Source organism: Butyrivibrio sp. (genome assembly GCF_017433805.1).
Taxonomy (GTDB): domain Bacteria; phylum Bacillota; class Clostridia; order Lachnospirales; family Lachnospiraceae; genus Butyrivibrio.
Window position 1 is genome coordinate 372513 of sequence record NZ_JAFRGN010000013.1, and the last position, 21964, is coordinate 394476.

Annotated in this window: 18 protein-coding genes and 1 other RNA gene; 1 reads left to right on the forward strand and 18 read right to left on the reverse strand. The window is 39.8% G+C overall.

From position 1 onward, the window contains the following. Positions 1-106: 106 nt before the first annotated feature. A complete protein-coding gene (locus IJI01_RS05060) occupies positions 107-676 on the forward strand; it encodes a hypothetical protein (RefSeq protein ID WP_292186727.1) in 570 nt (189 codons plus the stop codon). 73 nt (positions 677-749) lie between these two features. Here the strand turns inward: IJI01_RS05060 and proB are convergent, their stop codons facing one another. The 18 genes from proB to rpoZ form a co-directional block, all read right to left on the reverse strand. After that, a complete protein-coding gene (gene proB / locus IJI01_RS05065) occupies positions 750-1553 on the reverse strand; it encodes a glutamate 5-kinase (RefSeq protein WP_292186731.1) in 804 nt (267 codons plus the stop codon). 9 nt (positions 1554-1562) lie between these two features. Then, positions 1563-1918, reverse strand: a transfer-messenger RNA (tmRNA) gene (gene ssrA / locus IJI01_RS05070). 202 nt (positions 1919-2120) lie between these two features. Then, a complete protein-coding gene (locus IJI01_RS05075; RefSeq protein ID WP_292186734.1) occupies positions 2121-4139 on the reverse strand; it encodes a methyl-accepting chemotaxis protein in 2019 nt (672 codons plus the stop codon). A gap of 133 nt (positions 4140-4272) precedes the next feature. Further along, positions 4273-4740, reverse strand: coding sequence for an SsrA-binding protein SmpB (gene smpB, locus IJI01_RS05080; RefSeq protein ID WP_292186737.1), 468 nt, complete (start codon positions 4738-4740; stop codon positions 4273-4275). Between the two features lie 58 nt (positions 4741-4798). Next, complete coding sequence (rnr, locus tag IJI01_RS05085; protein ID WP_292186740.1) at positions 4799-7120, reverse strand: ribonuclease R; 2322 nt, start codon at positions 7118-7120, stop codon at positions 4799-4801. 100 nt (positions 7121-7220) lie between these two features. After that, the gene (secG, locus tag IJI01_RS05090) at positions 7221-7463 is read right to left on the reverse strand and encodes a preprotein translocase subunit SecG (RefSeq protein WP_292186743.1); all 243 of its coding nucleotides are present in this window, start codon (positions 7461-7463) and stop codon (positions 7221-7223) included. A 135-nt stretch (positions 7464-7598) separates the two neighbouring features. Beyond that, positions 7599-9146 carry a 2,3-bisphosphoglycerate-independent phosphoglycerate mutase gene (gene gpmI, locus IJI01_RS05095; protein WP_292186746.1) on the reverse strand — a complete coding sequence of 516 codons (1548 nt, stop codon included), beginning with the start codon at positions 9144-9146 and terminating at the stop codon, positions 7599-7601. A 146-nt stretch (positions 9147-9292) separates the two neighbouring features. Then, the gene (locus tag IJI01_RS05100) at positions 9293-11020 is read right to left on the reverse strand and encodes a DUF4153 domain-containing protein (protein WP_292186748.1); all 1728 of its coding nucleotides are present in this window, start codon (positions 11018-11020) and stop codon (positions 9293-9295) included. 55 nt (positions 11021-11075) lie between these two features. Continuing rightward, complete coding sequence (locus IJI01_RS05105) at positions 11076-12254, reverse strand: cation diffusion facilitator family transporter (RefSeq protein ID WP_292186750.1); 1179 nt, start codon at positions 12252-12254, stop codon at positions 11076-11078. 45 nt (positions 12255-12299) lie between these two features. Then, a complete protein-coding gene (locus tag IJI01_RS05110; RefSeq protein WP_292186753.1) occupies positions 12300-12977 on the reverse strand; it encodes a thiamine diphosphokinase in 678 nt (225 codons plus the stop codon). A 75-nt stretch (positions 12978-13052) separates the two neighbouring features. Further along, the gene (locus tag IJI01_RS05115; protein ID WP_292186756.1) at positions 13053-14444 is read right to left on the reverse strand and encodes a tetratricopeptide repeat protein; all 1392 of its coding nucleotides are present in this window, start codon (positions 14442-14444) and stop codon (positions 13053-13055) included. A gap of 157 nt (positions 14445-14601) precedes the next feature. Then, a complete protein-coding gene (locus tag IJI01_RS05120; protein WP_292186759.1) occupies positions 14602-15243 on the reverse strand; it encodes an RpiB/LacA/LacB family sugar-phosphate isomerase in 642 nt (213 codons plus the stop codon). Between the two features lie 142 nt (positions 15244-15385). Continuing rightward, positions 15386-16237 (reverse strand): HAD-IIA family hydrolase, encoded by an 852-nt coding sequence (locus IJI01_RS05125; protein ID WP_292186762.1) that lies wholly within the window; start codon positions 16235-16237, stop codon positions 15386-15388. Between the two features lie 49 nt (positions 16238-16286). Continuing rightward, on the reverse strand, positions 16287-17498 hold the full coding sequence (locus tag IJI01_RS05130) for an ion transporter (protein ID WP_292186765.1): 1212 nt from the start codon (positions 17496-17498) through the stop codon (positions 16287-16289). Between the two features lie 27 nt (positions 17499-17525). Then, positions 17526-19553 (reverse strand): DEAD/DEAH box helicase, encoded by a 2028-nt coding sequence (locus IJI01_RS05135; protein WP_292186767.1) that lies wholly within the window; start codon positions 19551-19553, stop codon positions 17526-17528. Positions 19554-19750: 197 nt separating this feature from the next. Further along, a complete protein-coding gene (gene pgsA / locus IJI01_RS05140; protein WP_292186769.1) occupies positions 19751-20293 on the reverse strand; it encodes a CDP-diacylglycerol--glycerol-3-phosphate 3-phosphatidyltransferase in 543 nt (180 codons plus the stop codon). Continuing rightward, entirely contained in the window at positions 20290-21645 is a 1356-nt protein-coding gene (rimO, locus tag IJI01_RS05145; RefSeq protein ID WP_292186772.1) for a 30S ribosomal protein S12 methylthiotransferase RimO, read from the reverse strand. The genes pgsA and rimO overlap by 4 nt, the downstream gene beginning before the upstream one ends. Before the next feature lie 3 nt (positions 21646-21648). Beyond that, positions 21649-21921: a DNA-directed RNA polymerase subunit omega gene (rpoZ, locus tag IJI01_RS05150; RefSeq protein WP_292186774.1), complete on the reverse strand. Its 273-nt coding sequence runs from the start codon at positions 21919-21921 to the stop codon at positions 21649-21651. Positions 21922-21964 lie beyond the last annotated feature (43 nt).

A 21964-nucleotide genomic window follows, 5' to 3' on the forward strand; every position in this document is an offset into this window, starting at 1 on the left:
AAAACTATTTAATACAGATTGCAAAACTCTAATAAGTATACCATTTTTAGAGTCTTTGTGCTATACTAACTACGGATTTTAGGTTTCGCATAAAAAGGAGAAAATAATGGAATTCAAACAGGAATTAGAAACTGGCAGCTTAAAAGTTGTTGGCAATACAGAATCTTCTCTCAAGATCAGGGAAGTTGCAGAGAAGTGCAGACTTGTTAAGTCAGATAATGGTGTTAAGGTTGAGCTTGCTTACACAGGCCCTAATGCCAGCAAATATATGCAGTATGTTGAGAAGCACAAAGAAGAGCTTACCAAGTTCCTCATGAACCCAGATGAATCTGATCTCTTCGTATGGATGGAGCAGTCACACCAGACTCCTACTACACTCAAGAAGCACGAGAAAGAAAAACTCATTCTCTATGTAGGTTTTGATCCTGAGACACGTCTTATGCTCACAGGTATTGCTGATGAGAACGTAACTCTCAAGCTCGGTGCTCCACTTATGGAGATCAACATCGATGAGCTCACAAGAGAAGAATTCAAGCTCAAGATTTATGATATGCTTCTTCTCGCAGATGAGATTGCTGTACTTATGGGCAACGCTGATCTTCGCAAGATGGCTAACATCCAGATCGTTAAGACATATCTTACTGAGATTTATGACAAGTTCCACGAGAACCCTTGATTTCTCATATTTGATAAAAGAGCAAAAAATAACACAGATATACTCTTCAAATGAGTTTATCTGTGTTTTTTATTTACTTATTTTCTCTTGCTACAAATAAGGTTCCAACCTTTTTCTTGTCGATGATATCGTAAAGTCTCTCCGGATTCTTACCGTTAGTTATGAGAACATCAATACCATGAGAAGTTGCAAGTTCTGCAGCCTCAAGTTTGGTGATCATTCCTCCAGTTCCTCTGTTAGAACCAGAACCTGATGCAACAGACTTAAGCTCATCTGTTATATCCTCTACCCTGCTGATAAGCTTGGCATCAGGATCAGTCTTAGGATTGCCATCATATAAGCCTTCGATATCAGAAAAGATAATGAGCTTACTTGCATTGCAGAACACAGCCACAAGTGCGGATAACATATCGTTATCGGAAAAGAGCTTCTTCTCAGACTCAATCTCAGCGTGGCTGACAGAGTCGTTTTCGTTAACAATAGGAATAATATGATTCTCTAAAAGAGCATCGAAAGTATTCTTGAGGTTCTGGCTTCTGACAGGATCAGCAATATCCTCATTATCGAGAAGAATCTGACCTACCATCCTGTTATACTCGCCAAAGAGCTTGTCATAGAGATGCATGAGCTCAGTCTGACCTACAGCAGCTGCAGCCTGCTTGAGCTTGATCTCCTGAGGCTTCTGAGCAAGTCTCATCTTGTTGGCGCCTACAGCAATAGCACCTGAAGAAACAAGCACCAGATCATATCCAAGATTCTCAACACCAGCAATAGCTCTGCAGAGATGGTCAATCGCCCTGATATCTATATTTCCTGACTCATTTGTAATTGTTGATGTACCAACCTTAACTACAATTCTCTTCTTACTGACGCTCATATGTCCCCCGAGTGGATTAGGCGGGAGTCGAACCCGCGTCCAAAAATTCATCCCCTGTCCTTCTACTATCATAGTCAATTATTCCGGGATTCTGCATCCCTGTTCCCTCATAGCCCCGGAAATTGACAACCAAGACTAATTGGTAGCTTCATGATACGACCATGACCGCAAAGCTTAAGCCATGTCGTTTCCTACAAATTTTGACGCCAGTTACTAAATGTGTAGGTGCACTTAGGCTGACGGGCTGCACTTAGGCAGCGAATGCTAAATTATCGTTAGCGTTTAATTTTAATTTGAGGTTTAACGCACCGTCCTACGGATAGCTTCTCCAGCTTCAAAATCCCTGTCGAAACCTTTACTAACCCATATTAAATTGTTACTTCAGCTTAAAGCTGCTCACTTAGTATATCGCAGGCTTTTACAAAAAACAATAACCTGGCAGTTTAAAATCACAAAATAATGGACCACTAACCCCGTCCCCCTGGTCCCCCTGGTCCATTCTTTGGACAAAAATGATGAGCTGCCTCACCAAAAGATGCAGCTCATCATATCACAAGCTAAATTCAATTAATCCTTAAAGAACTTCATATCCTCATTAAGCTTTTCTGCAATATCCTTAAGAGAGTTAGCCGATCCGGCAAGTGTTGTAACAGTAGCTGAAAGCTCCTGCATAGAAGCACCAGTTTCCTCTGAGGAAGCAGCATTTTCTTCTGAAATAGCAGAAAGTGCGCTCATTGTATCTACAACGGCATTCTTGGAAGAATCACAGTTCTCAGCACCTTCGGAGATAAGCTGAACTCCTCCAACAGTACTGCTGATATCTGTAAGCATTCCGTTAACAGCATCAAGTGTTTCGCCAAGTGCGATCTGCTGATCATTGTTACCCTGCTTAACATCCTCAGCAGCCTGAACAGCTGCTTTACTCTGTTCAAGAAGAGATTCCATCTCTTTCTTGATGTCATCTGCCATTGCCTTGGAATCTTCTGCAAGCTTACCAATTTCTTCAGCAACAACTGCAAAGCCCTTACCAGCCTCTCCAGCTCTTGCTGCCTCGATACTAGCATTAAGTGACAACAGGTTAGTCTGCGTAGCAATTGAAGTAATGCCTTCAACTTTTTCGCTGATATTATTGACAGCATCCTGCGTAGCGCCAATTGTCCTGGAAATATCGTCAATCTTGGCAGTCATCTCAGCACTTGAATCCTGGAGAGAAGCAAGTGAACTACTGGATATCTCAGATGCTTCTTTCATCTTCTGAGCAATGCCCGAAAGGTCATCAGTAGAATTCTGCACATTAGCTACCGCATCTCCAATTCTTCCTACATTTTCTGAAGCACTCTGAATTTCATCTGCCTGCTGAGTAGCGCCTGATGCAATCTCCTGAACTGCATTAGATACATCTTCCGCCGTCTGAGAAATCTGGTTAGCCATATCAGACAGTTCCTCGGAAGAAGTTCCAACCTGCGTAGCAGAAGCTTTTATATTTCCAACTATGTCTGATAGTTTATCTATTACACTGTTTGTAGCCTTGGACATAAGTCCCAGCTCATCTTTTCGTTTATCATACTTATCAACTTTAGCAAATCGTCCATCGGAAAGTGCAGAAAACGATTCATTAATCGCTAATATTGGATCTGTAAAGCTTCTGGCAAGAATTATAGAAATAACTACGGCAACAGCAAGAAGGACAAGGCCAATAACAACATTTATCATAGCTGATTTTCTTGCAGATCCCATAACCTCAGCTTGTGTTTTAGCAGCAACAACTACGAAATTTGACTGTGTTTCCTTTACATATGCAACATATTCCGCAGATCCTTCAACATTGTCCAGATAAAAGCCTTCTTCTTTTCCTGAAGTAAAAAATTCGTGATCAGCAAAACTCATCTCTTCATGTGCCCCATCACCAATTTCATACTTGGAATGTGCCATAACATCGCCGTTTCTATCTATAATAAATGCATTATCAGATTCAGCAGCAAGCTGAGTATGAATATTTCCAAGATCATAATTTCTATGAACTATACCAATAACCTGATCTCCGTTTTTTATAGGGCACGCGAAAGTAACCATTCTTCTACCATTCTTCTTACTAATGGTAATATTTGAAATATATATAGATCCAGCTATAGCCTTCTGGAAATACTCTTTATCAGATACATCAATAAAATCGCCTGTTCCTCGTGCAATCTGCATACCTGTTGCATCTGTAATTGATGTATTTTCACCATCACCTAAAACAGCATCACATTCAAGAAGTGTAGACTGTACTGCATCATAAGGAATTCCTGCTTCTCCGAGAACAAACTGGATAATAGTAGGATTATCAGCAATACTTCTGCACATATTCATATTTGTGTCAAAAGTTCTCAAAAAAATATCTTCAATATACCAAGCCTGCCATTCCAAAGAATCCTGAGCATTCTCAAGTGCTTTATTAGTCGACGTAATATAATTAACAACAATCGCAATAATAAGAGGGACCGCTGCAACAAGTATCATCAGTGATATAAGTTTTGTTTTTATACTGTCTTTAAAACCTACTGTTCCCGAACCTGTGCTCTTTTGTTTCTTTTCCTTTGCCATAATTAAAGCCTCCATAAGACAATAATAAAAGTGATATAGTTATCGCTATAATGAACACATATACACTTATTATTATAATGTCCATGAAGGCTTTTTTCTTTGTTTAAAACTCGATTTAATAATCTTTTAAGTTTTATCTAAGGCTTATTTTATAGTCTCTAAGAGCTTCTCTCTGCTGATCCTTTTTAGCCATATCAGCACGCTTGTCATAAAGCTTTTTACCTCTTGCAAGACCTACTTCAACTTTAACCTTACCATTCTTGAAATATACTTCAAGCGGAACAAGTGTATAACCCTGAACCATCTTCTGCTGTTCAAGCTTTCTGATCTCAGCCTTGTGTAGAAGGAGCTTTTTAACTCTAAGAGGATCTTTGTTAAAAATATTGCCTTTCTCATATGGACTAACATTCATTCCCATGATAAAAGCTTCACCCTTATCAATACTGATCCAGGCCTCTTTAATGCTACACTTACCCTGTCTGATTGATTTAACTTCTGTTCCAAAAAGCTCAATACCTGCTTCATATTTCTCTTCAATGAAATAGTCATGGTATGCCTTTTTATTATTTGCTACTAATTTTCTTGCCTTATCTTCTGCCATTTCTTATGTACTTCCTTATGTCTGTAATATATTTTTATATTCAGGTCGAATTCATTTATTATTTGCGCTTCTTTTTCTTACCCTGAGCGCTTCTGGCCGCCTTACTTGTAGCTGACTTCTTGTACTTATGAACCTTGTACACCTTACGGTCAGATTTTTTCTTTTTAGGCTTGGGTTCGCCAGTTCTTGGGTCAATATCGATCTTCTTTAGATCAATCTTCTTGCCCTTGTATTCAGTAAGCTTTTCTTCTGATTTTCTTTCAGGCTCTTTTTCAGCTCTTTCTATAATCTTTCTGACTTTGTTAGCTCTATTCTCTGCAACTTTTCTTGCATCTGAATAAACTACAAAATCATCTGGATCATAGCCATACTCATAATCTTCGTCATAATCATTCTCATCTACAATTCTGAAATCGATTGTTCTTGTGATCCTGTCAGCTCCCAGAACCTTGATCATTACTTTCTGTCCAAGAACATATTCTTTATGAGTACTCTCGCCCACTAGCTTCATATGATCTTCATCATAAACATAGAAGTCGTCGTTCATAGAAGCCGCTCTGATCATTCCCTCACAGGAATTATCAAGTTCAACGAAGAGTCCCCAGGCTGTAACGCCTGATACGATTCCTTCAAATCTCTCTCCAATGTGCTGCTCCATGTACTGAGCCTTTTTGAGCTTATCTGTTTCTCTCTCTGCTTCTTCAGCACGTCTCTCTGTTTCTGAAGAGTGCTTGGCTACTTCATCAAGAATTTCCTCGTAGTGAGAAGCCTTCTCCGCATTCATTCTGCCCCTCAGGTGATCCTTGATAATCCTGTGGATCTGAAGGTCAGGATATCTTCTGATAGGAGAAGTAAAGTGACAGTAATAGTCAAAAGCAAGTCCAAAGTGCCCTGTACATTCTGTACTGTACTTGGCCTGCATCATACTGCGAAGTGTCATTCTGCAGATAACTGCTTCTTCCTTGCTACCCTCAATCTGCTTAAGTAGCTTCTGTAATTCTTTTGGCTTAACACCAACATCCTTCCTTGACTTGATGTGATGGCCAAAGTTAGAAACAAAAGCAGATAGTGTGCTGATCTTCTCAGGATCAGGCTGTTCATGAATACGATATACAAAAGGACTCTGAAGATAATAAAAGTGCTCAGCCACTGTCTCATTAGCTGCCAGCATAAAGTCCTCAATAAGCTTGGTTGCAGTGTTCCTCTGGCGAGGAAGAATCTCTATAGGATTACCAGCTGGGTCAAGTATAATCTTGGTCTCAGGGAAATCAAAGTCTATTGCACCCTTATCTTCTCTTTTCTTGCGTAAAAGAGCTGAAAGCTGTGCCATATCCTTGAACATAGGGACAAGCTCTTCATACTTCTCTATTTCCTCAGGATCCTCATCCTCAAGAATCTTGGCTACTGACGTATAAGACATACGCTCATTGACGTTAATTACTGACTCGACAATATCATGGTCAACAATTACGCCGCTCTTATCAATTGTCATAAGACAGCTAAGTGCAAGCCTATCCTCCCCGTGGTTGAGTGAACAGATTCCGTTGGAAAGTCTGTGAGGAAGCATAGGTATAACTCTGTCTACCAGATATACACTGGTTCCTCGTTTATGAGCTTCTCTATCAAGTGCTGAATTCTCCTGAACATAGTTGGTTACATCTGCAATGTGAACACCAAGATGATATAATCCCTTCTCATCAATAGAAAGACTTACTGCATCATCAAGATCCTTGGCATCCTCGCCATCAATAGTAACCATCTGAACATCCCTAAGATCTGTTCTGCCAAACATATCTGCTTCACTTATCTGGTCAGGACACCTGTTAGCCTGGTTGATTACCTTTTCAGGGAATTCACTTGGAATATCATAGCCCTTTACAATAGACATAATATCTACTCCGGGATCATTGATATTGCCAATAACCTCTTTAACCTTGCCTTCTGGCTTCTTGCGTTCAAGAGCATTGCCATAGTCTGTGATCTTGACTACTACCTTATCTCCAGTAACAGCCTTGCCATGATGCTCAATAGGAATAAAGATATCACTCTGGATTCTGCCATTATCAGGAATAACAAAGCCAAAATTCTTCTCACCCTGATAAGTTCCAACTACCTCATCCATTCCTCTGACGAGAACATTCCTGACACGACCTTCCTGTCTTTTACCAGTAGATTCAGGTAACAGTTCAACCTCGACTGTATCAGAATGAAAAGCTCCGTGAACATATTCCTCAGGAATAAAGATATCTTCATCTCTTCCCTCGACTTCCACAAAACCAAAGCCCCTTGCATTAGCAATAAAGGTTCCTACTACCATTTCTTTATTCTTTTTGCCTAAAAAGCTCTCATTCATTCTCTTGAGACTTTTACCTTTAATCATAATACCTCGCTAAAAAATAATCAATACTCAAACCATTTAATAAAAAGAAAGGCACTCACAATGGAGTGCCTCAAAAACCTAATAAATTCAAATAAACAAATTAAAGAATGTTCATATTAAGAACAATTGCAATAACAACGAATAATACAGAAAGAATGATTGTTACCTTCTTAAGTACGCCTTCTCTTGAACGACCCTTGTTCTTGCCCCAATATGTATTCTCAACTGTTCCCTGAATTGCTCCAAGTCCCTGATTCTTGCCTTCCTGAGCAAGTACAAGAACTACTAAAGCGGCACAAACCAGCATAAAAATTACACCAACAACATAACTTAAAACGCTCACTTAAAATAACCTCCCGAAGTCAATAAATCGCATTAAGCTCATATTTTTTATAAATTACAAGCAAATAATACTCTACCACATTTGCGTAGTATCGTCAATTATCAACTCTTTTGATTGGCTTAGCTTAATCCAACATTATTTCTTGATAAGAAGAGACTTACCAGTCATCTCAGCTGGCTGCTCTTCACCCATACACTCGATAAGTGTAGGAATGATGTCTGCAAGACATCCGCCCTCTTTAAGTGTATAAGCTGGATCATAGTTAACAAGGATAAATGGAACAGGATTTGTTGTATGAGCTGTCCATGGCTCTCCTGTCTCATAATCGATCATCATATCAGCGTTACCGTGGTCAGCGCAGATGAACATTGTTCCGTTCTGAGCCTTAACAGCATCTACTACCTTGCCAACGCACTCATCAACAACCTCGATAGCCTGAACAGCTGCAGGAATAACACCTGTATGTCCAACCATGTCTGGATTAGCGAAGTTAGCGATAACAACATCGTACTCCTGAGAGTTGATTGCGTTAACGATCTTCTCACATACCTCTGGAGCGCTCATCTGAGGCTTGAGGTCGTATGTTGCTACATCCTTAGGGCTGTTAACAAGTACTCTGTCCTCACCCTCGTTAGGCTGTTCAACGCCACCGTTAAAGAAGAATGTTACATGAGCATACTTCTCTGTCTCAGCGATACGAGCCTGCTTCATTCCCTTAGCTGCAAGCCACTCACCAAATGTGTTGTTGAGAAGAACCTTCTTGAATGCAACTTCCTTGTTAGGAATAAGTGGATCGTAATCTGTAAAGCAAACGTAAGTAACCTCTGGTCTCTTACCTCTGTTAAACTTATCAAACTCATCATCACAGAAGCAATGTGTGATCTCTCTTGCTCTGTCAGGACGGAAGTTATAGAAAATAACTGAATCGCCATCCTTGATAGTAGCTACAGGAGCACCATTCTTCATGATAACTGTAGGGATAACGAATTCGTCTGTCTTGCCATCCTTGTATGAGTTAACCATGCACTCGTGAGCTGAATCAGCCTTGTTGCCCTCACCCTTTGTAAGAGCATTGTAAGCGATCTCTACACGGTCATAGTTGTTATCTCTATCCATAGCATAGTAACGTCCAGAAATAGAAGCTACAGCACCAACGCCGAGCTCTTTCATCTTATCTTCAAGCTGCTGTACGAAATCAATTCCGCTCTCTGGTGGAGTATCTCTACCATCAAGGAAGCAGTGAACGAATACCTTATCAAGGCCGTTCTTCTTGGCAAGCTCTAAAAGACCATAAATATGTGTAATGTGGCTGTGTACACCACCATCTGATACAAGGCCATATAAATGAAGAGCTGAACCTTTCTCCTTACAGTTGTTAATAGCAGCCATAAGGCCCTCATTTGTAAAGAAATCACCATCCTCGATTGACTTGGTAATTCTGGTAAGCTCCTGATATACGATACGGCCAGCACCCATATTCATGTGACCAACCTCTGAGTTACCCATCTGTCCATCAGGAAGACCTACTGCAAGACCTGATGCATATCCCTTAACAAAAGGATAATCCTTCATAAGACCATCCATTACAGGAGTCTTAGCCATTGCAATTGCATTTCCCTCTGGGTTTTCATTAAGTCCGTATCCATCAAGGATCAAAAGAACTGTAGGTTTAGAACCTCTCATTTATATATCCTCCATTCTACATGCCAAGAATAAGCTCTTAGCACAGTCAACAATATTGAAATGCAGATGATTATTCATCCTTGCATAGTATAGCTCAATAGTGGCCACTCTGACAAGTAATTAACAAAAACTTAATATTACAATTATCACTTTAAAACATATCCTTCAATCCTTATATATTTATAAGAATCCTGAACTTCTGAATCATAACCAAAATGAATCTCAGTTATATAAAGAACACCGCCTCCGGTTATTGCGATCTTTTGGGATAAAATATCCTGATTAGCACTATCTGCGCCGCTTTCGTCATTAACAGCCAGAGTCGTCAACAGACTTGCTATATTGGCAGTTCCAAGGTCCACATCTTCTGACAAGGGATAAATCGGAAAAGCATGTATATCAGCCATCGTCTGAAGCTCATTTCCCTCAAAGCTAATATCCACATAGTAGACATCTGTGTAACCATATACATCCAAATGATCAATACTTCTCCGTAAATACACATCCTTATGAGTATCTTTATTGGCATTTCCTGAAGCTTTTTTCATTCTATCAATAAGGTCATCTGATAAATTATTCTTTATGTATCTGGCTCCAGCAATTCCGCCCTCATCAACAATAGCATCATAAGCTATATAAGCCTTCGCAAGATCCTGTGAAGATGAATCCCTGCCAAGAGCAAGTACCTTCTCTATGCTCTTTTTCTGTGATCTTGTAACCACGCTGTACATATTCGTACCGGGGAAGAAAAGAATTAAAACAGAAGCCGCAATCAGAATAAAGATTACTCCTGCCATAATATCTTTATTGTTGATGATCCTGTTGGAATATAAACCAAAGTACACAACTTCAAATAAAATAAGCACCACTCCAAGATATCTACTCTGCGTAAATCCATAGTTATCTATTCTTATGTAAAGGCACAAGAACTGAAGTACTATAAATGGCAAAAAGAAAAATGGAAATGCCTTAAAAAGCTTTTGCAAATTCTCATCGCAAGCTCCCTGAGCCATTGTCCATATGAATACTCCAAACGCAAAGAGCCATGTCAGTATCGAGAAAACCTCATTAGACGGGAGTTTCATAGTAGCAATGATCTTGAAAATATAGATGTAGATAATTACAAAGGCAATAGCCAAAAGAGCTGTAAATACATAACTCAAAACAGCTTTTCCAAACTTGGTTATCTGTGCCTCTGTCTTACTAAGCCCAATGAGAATACATGGATATTCCACCAGTCCCAGTAGAATAATCTCTATTCTCTCCATCAGATCGAGCTTGTAAGTATCGTAGATAAGCGTATTAAATACAGCAATAATGAGAACAACGCCAAGAGCAATTATGCCATAAACAAGTTCCGCTTTCATAAGACCGCAAAACGCCTTGGCCACATAGACTTCAGTATTTTCTTTGCTTCTTTTGTAAAAAAAGAAAATTGTAAGTCCAAGATATGTCACTACATAACAGATAATAAGATTTCGGGATATTTCTTCGAAAGCATCCCATATATCTTTGTATTTATAATCGTCGCATAAAAACTCAGTCATAACAATGCACGAAACTGTAGTGGCTACAGAGACAGCCATGATCAAAGCATTGATCAGTACGCTCTTAGCGCTTGTTACAACATAGCCTTCGCATTCCTGCTTTTTATAGTTATGAATAGCTTCGCACAAAAGGACTCCAACCGCTAAGCCTGCCAGAAGCTCCGTTCCAATTGTAAAGACTTCATCCAGCTGAACATGGTTTTTGTAAAGCTGATCACCTACAGTAACGGACCAGCATACCATCGACAAAAAGAATAACAGCACAGAGATAAGGTGTTCCTTGATCGCGCCCTCATAGCTCTCCTTAAGCTTTTTTACCACCAACATAACTTTCCTCCACCATGAAATTATTCATATCTAAAGAATGATAAATCCCCATCTCTCATTCTTCTTCATCCAATGTCTTATCAACATCAATATCAAGGGTCAGATCAGGCACAACGCCTTTAAGATGCTCTGTAAGATAATCGATGATCAAATCATCTTTTAAATCGTATTTATATGGCACCTGAACATCAAAAGAAACTCTCTTTTCTCCGCTATCATGATGCACCAGTCTGAAATCATGAAATGTAAGTTCAGGCCCGAGCTGGCTAAGAAACAATCTGACCTTACTCTTTAAATACTCAGTTTCTATGTCTCCTGAAATAACTGGATCCATATGTATAACAACCGTGCAGTGATATTGTTGCGTAATTTCTTTCTCAATATCATCGATCAAATCATGAACCGTCACAATATTCTGATCACCAGGAACTTCAACGTGAAGAGACATGATAATTCTGCTAGGTCCATAGTTGTGCACGAGAATGTCATGAACTCCAAGAATTCCCTCATGAGCCATTACTTTATTTTTAACGTCCTGAATAAATTCCTTGCTGGGTGGTTCTCCAAGAAGTGGATTTATAGTGTCCTTGGCTGCCTCATAGCCTGTTTTAATGATAAAAAATCCAACGAATACGCCAAAAAATCCATCTACTATAATTCCTGTTTTGTAAGCAAAGATACTGGATGCAAGCACCACAGATGTAGTGAATACATCAGAAATACTGTCCATTGCAACAGACCTTAAGGTCTTACTTTCAATCTTTTTGGCAGCCTGAAGGTTCCCCTGGAACATAAGAAGCTTGATGATAATGGAAACTATCAGAATAACAGCTACAGTGAGATTAAACTCAGTCTGTTCTGGCTTGATTATTTTATTTACTGAGGTTCTGACAACCTCACAGCCTGTAAGTATGATAAAAAGAGAAACAATGAGACCTGCGATGTATTCAAGTCTGCCATGTCCAAAGGGATGCTGTTCATCAGCCTCCTCCCCTGCAAGCTTAAATCCAATCAGTGTAACGATTGATGATGCAGCATCTGACAAGTTATTAAACGCATCACCAAATATAGATATAGAGCCACTTATAAGGCCCGCCATAAACTTGGTAAGAAATAAGAAAATATTAAGACCTATGCCAACAATTCCACTAAGCAGTCCATAGCCCTGCCTTACCCTTGGCCTCTTAACCTGTTCATAATCTTTGATAAAAAAACGTGCAAGGAAACAGATCATTACATCTAACCTCCTGTCATCTATTTGTATCTGTTATCATATGTCTCACACAAACTCAGTAATAATCAAAAGAGTTCCATCTGTGACAGTAACTTCCGCCTCTTCATCGATAATGAATTCATTGCTGACTCCAAGAGGAAAATCACTTGTCAGCTCTCCATCTTCAAGGGTATACATAAGTCCCTTTAATGTAACACCCCTGGACATCTCAGTAAGGGAAAAAACAGATAAATATCCGGTATTTCCCCTGTTGAACCTGATAGTTTCATTCTCGGCTATCATGATCATTCTGTCCTGGTCAAAGATATATCCTCTTCCGCCGTTATGCTTAATGAATGTAAGTGTCTGAATATTAGCAAAAGAATGATCAAATCTCCTGCCTCCAAGGGCTCCGTATAGATAAAACTTCTGATACCCCTTGGATAAACCAATCTTAACTGCCTTAATTGTATCCGTATCATCTTTTCTCACATCCAGCTTAACAATCCTGTCTGGATCATGCTCAGCTATTTCTCTGATTCCTCTAAGTACTGCAGGATCAGCTTCGGCTGCTGAGTCAAAATCTCCAACTATAAGATCTGGCAAAATTCCAAGCTGCTGAGCATACATAAATCCTGCATCGCAGGCAATAACGAAGTCGTCCTCATTTTTCTTGATATCAAGCGGTGTGAACTTACCAGCTGATATTATTATGCACTTTGGTTCTGATACTTTATTTACCATTTCTTCTCCAAATAAAAAACTAGTACACCTGACACACTATCAGATGTACTAGTTAATTATACTATATATTTCCTATTATGCACGGATTCTGGACTCGATGGTCTTAATATCCATCTCATACTCATCAGTTCCGCCCCAGTCACCTACTATAGTCTCAGTTGTCTTGCCATTCTCATCAGTTATTGCAGTAGATAATCTGTAATTCATCTTGGCAACCTTGGTATTGCTGCCTGAATTAGTGTAACTCTTAAGATAAGTTACAGTATATTTGGTATGAGGATATAGATTACCATCAATAGCACCCGGCTCGTAAGAGATTGAATTTCTCTGAACACCGTCATCCTCAAAATAATTAGCCCAAAGTGTGATAACACCAGCAGTCTCTGGATTCTCTTCAAAATCAAGGAATCTATAGCTAAACTGTCCATCGTTTCTGTTAAGAATAATAGCTTCTCTGCTGATAGCTACATAAGTTGTGTTCTCCTGAGGAGTTTCTTCGTTGTTAAGGAAGATATTCCTGAGATTAACATATTCCTCAGAAACCACAAAATCTCTAAGTTCATCAACATTACCAACATCAAGCTGAGCAAAAATCCCGGCAAATACTCCCTGAACATTCTGTGCATCAGAAATGCAGGCTCTCATAGATGAGATTTCATTACTTGATCCAACGCTGTTCTCAATATTAGCAAGTACTGTCTCATAAGCTATAGCATCCTCATAATTCATAGTAAAAGAATCAGATGCAGGAACTGCGTACTTAAGAAGAAGTGCCTTAAGTTCCTCAGATGGATTAGCTTCATATACAGAAGTAAGTCTTACGAGCATATCAGAATATTTGCTATAGTTGCAACCTTCAGGATCTGTATTTCTAAACAGTGCATTTACATCATCTGCATAAACACTAAAGCATCTGTCATAAGCCGCATTTAAAAGCTCTACAGCGTCTGTGTTAGTCGCATCCTGCTCAAGTACATTAACAACGCTAAGGATTGTATCAATGTTGCCCTCTCCCTTATTGATTGTATTAACAGCATCATTCATGATAACTGTAAGGTAATTAGATAAAAGAGCCTGGCTCTCTGTGTTCTGCCAGCCATCATACAAAACCTTTTTGGCTGATTCTGAATCGTCAATGCTAAGGTATGCACTTGCCATGTTAGAATAAGCTGCTACAGATCCTGAATCAATCTCGATAGCTTCTGAATAGGAACTGATCGCTGCATCATATTCAGCCTTCTGTGAATATTTATTGCCTGCTGCAATAGCCTTATTAACCTTAACAAAAGGTAAATGGCTGTATACTGCATATCCACATACAACAGCAACAACTGTAGCTATACCTATTATTGCAAGTTTTCTAAAATCTATTCTATTAGCGCGTTTGCGTCTGATATTGCGCTTATTTTTTCTTTTAATTGTATTAAGAGAATTATCCTTTCCTCTATAACCCATAGCCGTCTGCAACGTTCTAACTCCTTATAAATCCTCAAACAAAAAGTATCAAAACCCTAGTACCCCATTTCAACACTATCGCGTATTATATCATAAAATTTTTCTTAATTCTAGATTAAAAAAGCAGCCTCTTCTTTTTACAGAAAAGGCTGCTCCTAATAGGTCTGACTTATGCAAGAATCTCGTGTACAGCTGCTTTGATTCTCTCATCCTTGGCATTAGCATCGAAATACTCAAGGAAATGTTCTCCTGAAAGAGCTCCCTTAACGAGTTCTCTGTCGAGCTTGTTAAGAATATCAACAACATCTGTGTTGTAGGTTACCTTCTTAACTTCATCAAGAATCTTCTTGTTACGCTGCTCAGGCACTGCTCTCTCTCTTGGATAGCCCTGTCCTGACTCCTCAGAGAAAAGTTTCTCGAATGTGTACTCAAGATTGAGCTCAGCGCCCCATCCTGACTTAAGAGCAAAATTCATAGAGATTGCATTACCATCATTGATCTGAGCAAATGTGTAAGCATCAAGTGGATCTGTTACATGTCCGCAGATAACTCCAGGGAAGCTGTTGCATGCAAGCATAGCGCCCTCACCTGTTCCGCAACCTGTAATAACATAATCTACAGCGCCTGAGTTAAGGAGCACGCATGCAAGAATACCATTCTGTACATAAGTAAGCTGTGCCTTGTCCTCACCAGAATACATTCCATAGTTAAATACTTCAAAGCCATGCTTGTCAGCAACCTTCTTGAGTGCTCCATAGATCATCTCATTCTTGGCAGCCTGGCTGTTCTCATTGATAAGTGCGATTTTCATATCAACCCTCCGATTAAGATCAAATGCTAATTTCATCGATTAACGACTGATATAATTATAGTGAATTTATCTATCTTTCGTCTATGGAATAGCTATGATTGTGTAAGTTTTTCAAGATTTGTATCACATATTAACATATGTATTAATCTGCAAGAAGTCTGCCCATTTCACCAATGCCTTCATATACAGCATCCGGCTTAACATCCGACTTAGGAATATCATCTACTCCAGCTTCTCCAGTCAGAACCAGTACTCCCTTGGCGCCATTTTTAACACCTGTAGCAACATCGGTATAGAGTCTGTCTCCAACAAAGGTTATTCTCTCTTTGGAATATCCAGTTTTATCAACAACCATATCTACAGTCTCAGCAAATGGTTTACCAACATATTTAGGCTCTTTGCCTGTAGAAAGAGTTATAGCTGCGCACATCATACCACAGTCAGGAATAAAGCCTCCCTTAACAGGACAATTGATGTCAAGGTGTGTTGCAAGAAAAAGCGCTCCATTTCTAATGTATGTGCAGGCATTTGTAAGTTTCTCATAGGTAAGAGTCTTATCAAAGCCGATAACAACGATATCTGGAATATTAGTAGTATCAGCAGGAACAAAGCCCTCTGTCACAAGCACTTCCGGTTCAAAGAGGTTAATACCACCATCTCTGAAATCATCGATCAAAGGCTGAGTACCAAGCAGATACACACTCTTACCAGGATAATTGCTCTTTAAATACCTTATCATAACATCCCCTGAAGTCATGATCTGGTCCCTTGTGATATGGCAGTTCATTCTGGCTAATTTCTCAATATAAAGAGCTGGTGACGTGGATGAATTATTGGTAAAAAACAAATAGTCCTTGTCAGCTTTTTTTACAGCATCAAGGAAGTCCAATGCTCCATCCAGGATATCGTTATCCAGATAGAAGGTCCCATCCATATCAAGAACAAATAAATCTGTATCCTGAAGTACTTTTTTCTTAGTTTCTATATCAAACATTTTCTATTACACTCCAAATAAAAAGCTTATAACTGCTACTTGCATAATATTATGCCAACTGATTCTTGTTATGTTTCTCGTATAAAAGAACAACATCACCAGATTTTATAACAAGGTTTCCTCTAGGGATAATGGCCTTTCCTTTACGCCTGATCATAAAGATATAGCTCTGTCTGGAAATATCGATATCCTTGATAGCTACGCCGTTCCAGGAATGTCCATCATTTATCGTTATCTCTTTAAGGTCAATAGGCTGAATCTCTTTTATCTTTTCAGCGCACATTACAATGATATCGCCACTCTCAAGAACAGTCTGACCCCTTGGAATAATGGTGTCTTTCTTTCTCTGAATAGCTACGATCATGATATCCTTGGGAATCTGAAGGTCAATTATCTTCTTGCCTGTCCAGCTATCCTTGTCAGAAAGCCTGATTCTGATGAAATGGATATTTTCCTCTTCAGTATAGTCACCGACAGTCTTCAGTTTCTGGTACTGTTCAACGAATCCGGCGCTTATGATACCAGTTGGAATAGCAACCATACCAACACCTAAAAAGCTTATGATTATTCCTAATATCTTACCCATTACCGTTTTGGGATAAATATCGCCGTATCCAACTGTCAAAAGAGTTGAAACAGACCACCATACACCAGAAAATGCATTTTGGAAAACATCTGGCTGAGCATCATGCTCTACACTATACATACATAGGCTGGAGCCCATCATAAGTATCAGAATAATAAACACCGACGCCATCAGCTGCTGCTTCTTGCTGGAAAGGACCTCTGTAATAACATTTAGCTGATCATAATAGGAATTAATTCTAAAGAGCCTAAGTATCCTGGCCACTCTGAACATTCTGAACACTGCATAGCCTGCAGGAAAGAATATCGGCAGATAATATGGCAGGAATGAAAGCAGGTCAACTATTCCGGTAAAAGACAAAACATATTTAACTATAGATTTGGATTCCGATAACTTGGGATACAGCTCATTAGCTGTAAATACCCTAAGACAATAGTCAATTGCAAAAAAGAATGTAGTAATTGCTTCAATAGCAAGGAGGAGCCCTTTATAGTGCTCCTCCATATAATCAAATGTAATAGCAAATGCCGCAAAAAGATTAAGTGCAAGAGCTACAATGCTCAGCACATCATAGAAACGGTTTAAGGGCTCATCAATAACCCCTGTACTGACCATATTAAAGGTTTTGGCTCTAAGTCTGTTTAATCTTGCTCTACCACCTTTTAAATCAGTCATATTATCCCCCGTATCCAGATTACTTAATTATTTCTTACGCTTACCAAAGCTCTCCATTACAAGGCTGCTAACATCAGCAAGGTAATCAAGGCTTCTCTTTTTATTCTCAGCTTTTATAGCCTTCTTGTCAGACTTGGAAACATTCATAGTATCAGTATCTGGCTTGTCAGCCTTCTTTTTCCTTGGAGTATCCTCCATATACCATGACTTTGTAGAACCTTCCCCTTTAATATTGATACGTCCTACATTTTCGAATCCGTCGCCATTTTTCTTTGGCTTTCTCTCATACTTCTTGGTATCAGAACCAGCCTTGGATGAATCGCTTGACTTATTAGAAGACTTATCTCTATCAGCCTTGATGCTTGCGATCAGGCTCTCATCAAGACCTGTGCTCTTTGTGAAGCCATCGTTATCATTAAGTGGCTTATTCTTTCTCTTTGGCTTAGGGAAAGCTTCACCGTCCTTATTATCTCTGCGGCTAGAAGAACGTCTATTGTCCTTGTCGTAAGATTTGCGACCGTCCTTATCAGAACGTCTGCCATCTTTGCTACGACCGTCTTTGTTTCTTCTGTCGTCGCGATTTCTATCGCCACGTTTTCTATCACCGCGGCCTCTGTCACTTCTATCTCTGTCGCCACGTCCTCTCTCACCGCGAGTCTTAAAGTCTCTGCGGTTTCTGTCGCTCTTTTCGAAGAGTACAAGGTCCTCGAGGTCTGCGCCCATCTTGAGCTTCATGAAGCCGGCTGCAAGCTGCTCCGCAGTGTACTCGCCCTCTTCAACCTTCTGGTTAACAAACTCAAGAACAGAAGTGATATCGCCATTTTCGATAATATCGATAACCTCGGCAAATACCTTCTGTGACTTAACTCTTGTGATCTCTTTTGCCTTAGGAACGTGTCTTTCCTCAATCTTGGTGTGACATACCTTCTCGATTTCTCTGAGCTTGTACATCTCCCTGCCACCAACAAGGGTAAAGCTCTTACCACTTCTGCCGGCTCTTCCTGTACGTCCGATTCTATGAACGTAGTACTCAATATCTTCAGGAATATCGAAGTTAAATACAGCTTCTACACCACTTACATCAATACCTCTCGCTGCAACATCAGTAGCGATAAGAATATTGATCCTGCCGCTTCTAAAGAGATTCATTACTGTATCTCTCTGATTCTGAGAAAGGTCTCCGTGAAGGCCATCAGCAAGATATCCCTTGCCCTTAAGGCTCTCTGCCAGCTGGTCTACCATTCTCTTGGTGTTACAGAAGATAAGTGATCTTGCTGGGCTATAGTAGTCCATAAGTCTCACGAGGACTTCTTCCTTCATTTTCTGTGGAACTCTATAATAAGCCTGCTCAATAGCTGCTACAGTGATCTCCTTGGGAGTCATTTTGATGTACTCAGCGTCAGGCTTCTGGTATGTCTTGGTAATCTTGAGGATGGCATCAGGCATTGTAGCTGAGAAAAGAGCTGTCTGTCTCTCCTCTGGCATCCCCTGAAGAATAGTCTCAATATCCTCTCTAAAGCCCATATCAAGCATCTCATCAGCTTCATCGAGAACAAGGACCTTAACATCTTTCATCTTCATGGTGTGTCTGCGCATGTGATCCATTACTCGTCCAGGAGTACCAACCACGATCTGAACACCATTTGAAAGAGCCTTGATCTGTCTGGAAATATCCTGTCCGCCATATACAGCAAGAACCTTGATTCCAAACATGAACTTGGCAAAATCTCTAATATCATCTGCAGCCTGCATAGCAAGCTCTCTTGTAGGGCACAGAACAACTGCCTGCAGATGCTTATTAGTTGGATCCACCTGCTGAAGAAGTGGAATACCAAAAGCTGCAGTCTTACCTGTTCCTGTCTGCGCCTGTCCTATTATATCCTTACCCTGTATCATTACAGGAATAGCTGCCTTCTGGATAGGTGACATGTATTCAAATCCCATCTCTGTAACAGCTCTTATTATTCTCTCATCAAGTCCTGATTCGTCGTAGCGAACCTTCTCTTCAGCAACCTCGTTTTCCTTAATAATTTCTTTTTCTAAATCTTTACTCATATATTTCTTTCTATCTTTTTTACTACTTACAGCGATATTACGCATGTCTCCACTTCGTTCTCGACATGCTACGTCCATTCGAAAATCAACAGGCTCTCTTCATTCGCCTGTCTTTTTTTCTCATGTCCGTTCAGTCATTTCATAAACACAGTTTTTTATGCAAGCATAAAACTGTGTTTACTCATTCCTTATATCGCTCACATCTCACCGCTCATAACGTCCTTGTTCTTAACAAGGTAATCTACGAGCGAAATTATTGTTAACGCTAGTGCAACCCACATGATAATCTGAGTCAGGAGCTGAACTGCATCAATAGGCAGATCTGCGATCATCAGAATAACCATGATCATCTGGAAGGTTGTCTTGAACTTGCCCCAATAGCTGGCAGCAATAACTCTTCCATTATCAGCAGCTATAAGTCTGAAGCCACTGATCACAAACTCTCTGGCAATGATAATAACCACAATCCATGAAGGAATACGGTCAAGCTCTATAAGGCATATCATAGCACTGCACACAAGGAGCTTATCAGCCAAAGGATCCATAAACTTACCAAAATCCGTAATAAGATTATATTTTCTGGCAATCTTTCCATCCAACATATCAGTCAGACTGGCAACAATAAAGATTGCAAGTGCGATCCACTTAAAAGTGTCATTTCCAGGACTAAGCAGCAAAAATGCTACAAAAAAAGGAATCAAAATTACTCTTAAAACGGTCAGCTTGTTAGGTAAATTCATGTTGTTTCCTCCCCAATCAGATCATATTCATTAGATCCTGTTATCAATACTTTTATATAATCACCAGTCATAAGCTCGCGCTTAACACCAGTGACAAATACATACCCATCAATATCCGGAGCATCCTTATAGGTTCTGGCAACATAGGAAAGTCCATCCTCGTCGTCAGTATCTGTAATTCTACCCTCGATTACAGCCTCCACAGTCTTGCCAATCATATCTTCGGCATTCTCAAAAGCTATTTCCTGCTGAAGACGCATAAGTTTGTTACGTCTTGTATTCTTGACCCTCTCAGTAACCTGATCAGGCATTGTAGCTGCAGGAGTATCCTCTTCCTGTGAATAAGTAAATACACCAAGTCTGTCAAATCTGAGATCTTCTACAAGCTTATAGGTCTCGTTGTGGTCAGCAGCTGTCTCCCCAGGGAAACCACTGATCAGAGTTGTTCTGATACAGATATCTGGAATTTCTGATCTTAGATGTTCTACAAGAGCTCTGATCTCAGCATTGTTGGTGCGTCTGCCCATTCTCTTAAGTATCCTGTCAGAACCAGACTGAATAGGAATATCCAGGTAGTGACATATCTTGGGCTCAGACTTGATTGTCTGAATAAGTTCCTCAGTAATCTCCTCAGGATAACAGTAGAGAACTCTGATCCACTTAAAACCTTCTATCTCACAAAGCTTATGTAATAGCTCTGGAAGCTTCTTTTCTCCATAGAGGTCTGTTCCATATAATGTTGTCTCCTGAGCAACAAGTAACAGCTCAGTTACACCAGCATCAGCAAGATTTCTTGCATCTGCAAGGAGCTGTTCCATAGGAACACTTCTATAAGAGCCTCTAACCTTAGGAATAATACAATAGGTACAGCACTTATCACATCCTTCTGCAATTTTTAGGTAATTGTAAAGGCCTCCTGTTGTAATAACTCTTTTTTGGCCTCCAATAGGCTTTCTATTGATGTCGTCGAAATAATTCTTGTGTGTACAGAGCTTATTCCGCTTAACTGTCTCATCAATTGCTTCAATGATCTTATCAGTTGAAGAAACGCCAAGAATCTCATCCACCTCAGGAATCTCAGTCTGAATTTCTTCTTTATAGCGCTGTGCAAGACAACCTGTTACAATAAGCGCTTTAAGCTGACCGGATTTTCTCCGCTCAGCTAATTCCAAAATAGTATTAATGCTCTCTTCCTTGGCATCATTGATAAAGCAGCAGGTGTTAACAACTGCTGCTTCTGCTTCTAGTTCATCATCAGTAAAGTTGTGCCCGTGGCTAGCCAGCATTCCCAGCATAACCTCAGTATCAACTCTATTCTTGTCACAACCAAGTGACACAAATAAAATCTTCATATATTACTCGTTCTCTGTAGCCTCAGTCTGCATTTCTTCCTTCTCTTCATCTGTGAGAATGCGAAGAGTCTCCTGGTTCATCTCGTCAACAGCGATTGAAAGAGGCTTCTGCTTATCCTTAACCTTAACCATTGGCTCATCACCAGCAATAATCTGTCTAGCTCTCTTAGCAGTAGCCATAACTACTGAATATCTTGAGCTGATTACTGGCTCCTCGCCCTCTTCAACTCCCTTGTTAACAACCTTCATAAGATCAACATAAGATGGGTGTATCATATAAAATCCTTTCCTGCGTCTTACGCATAAAACATTCAATGTG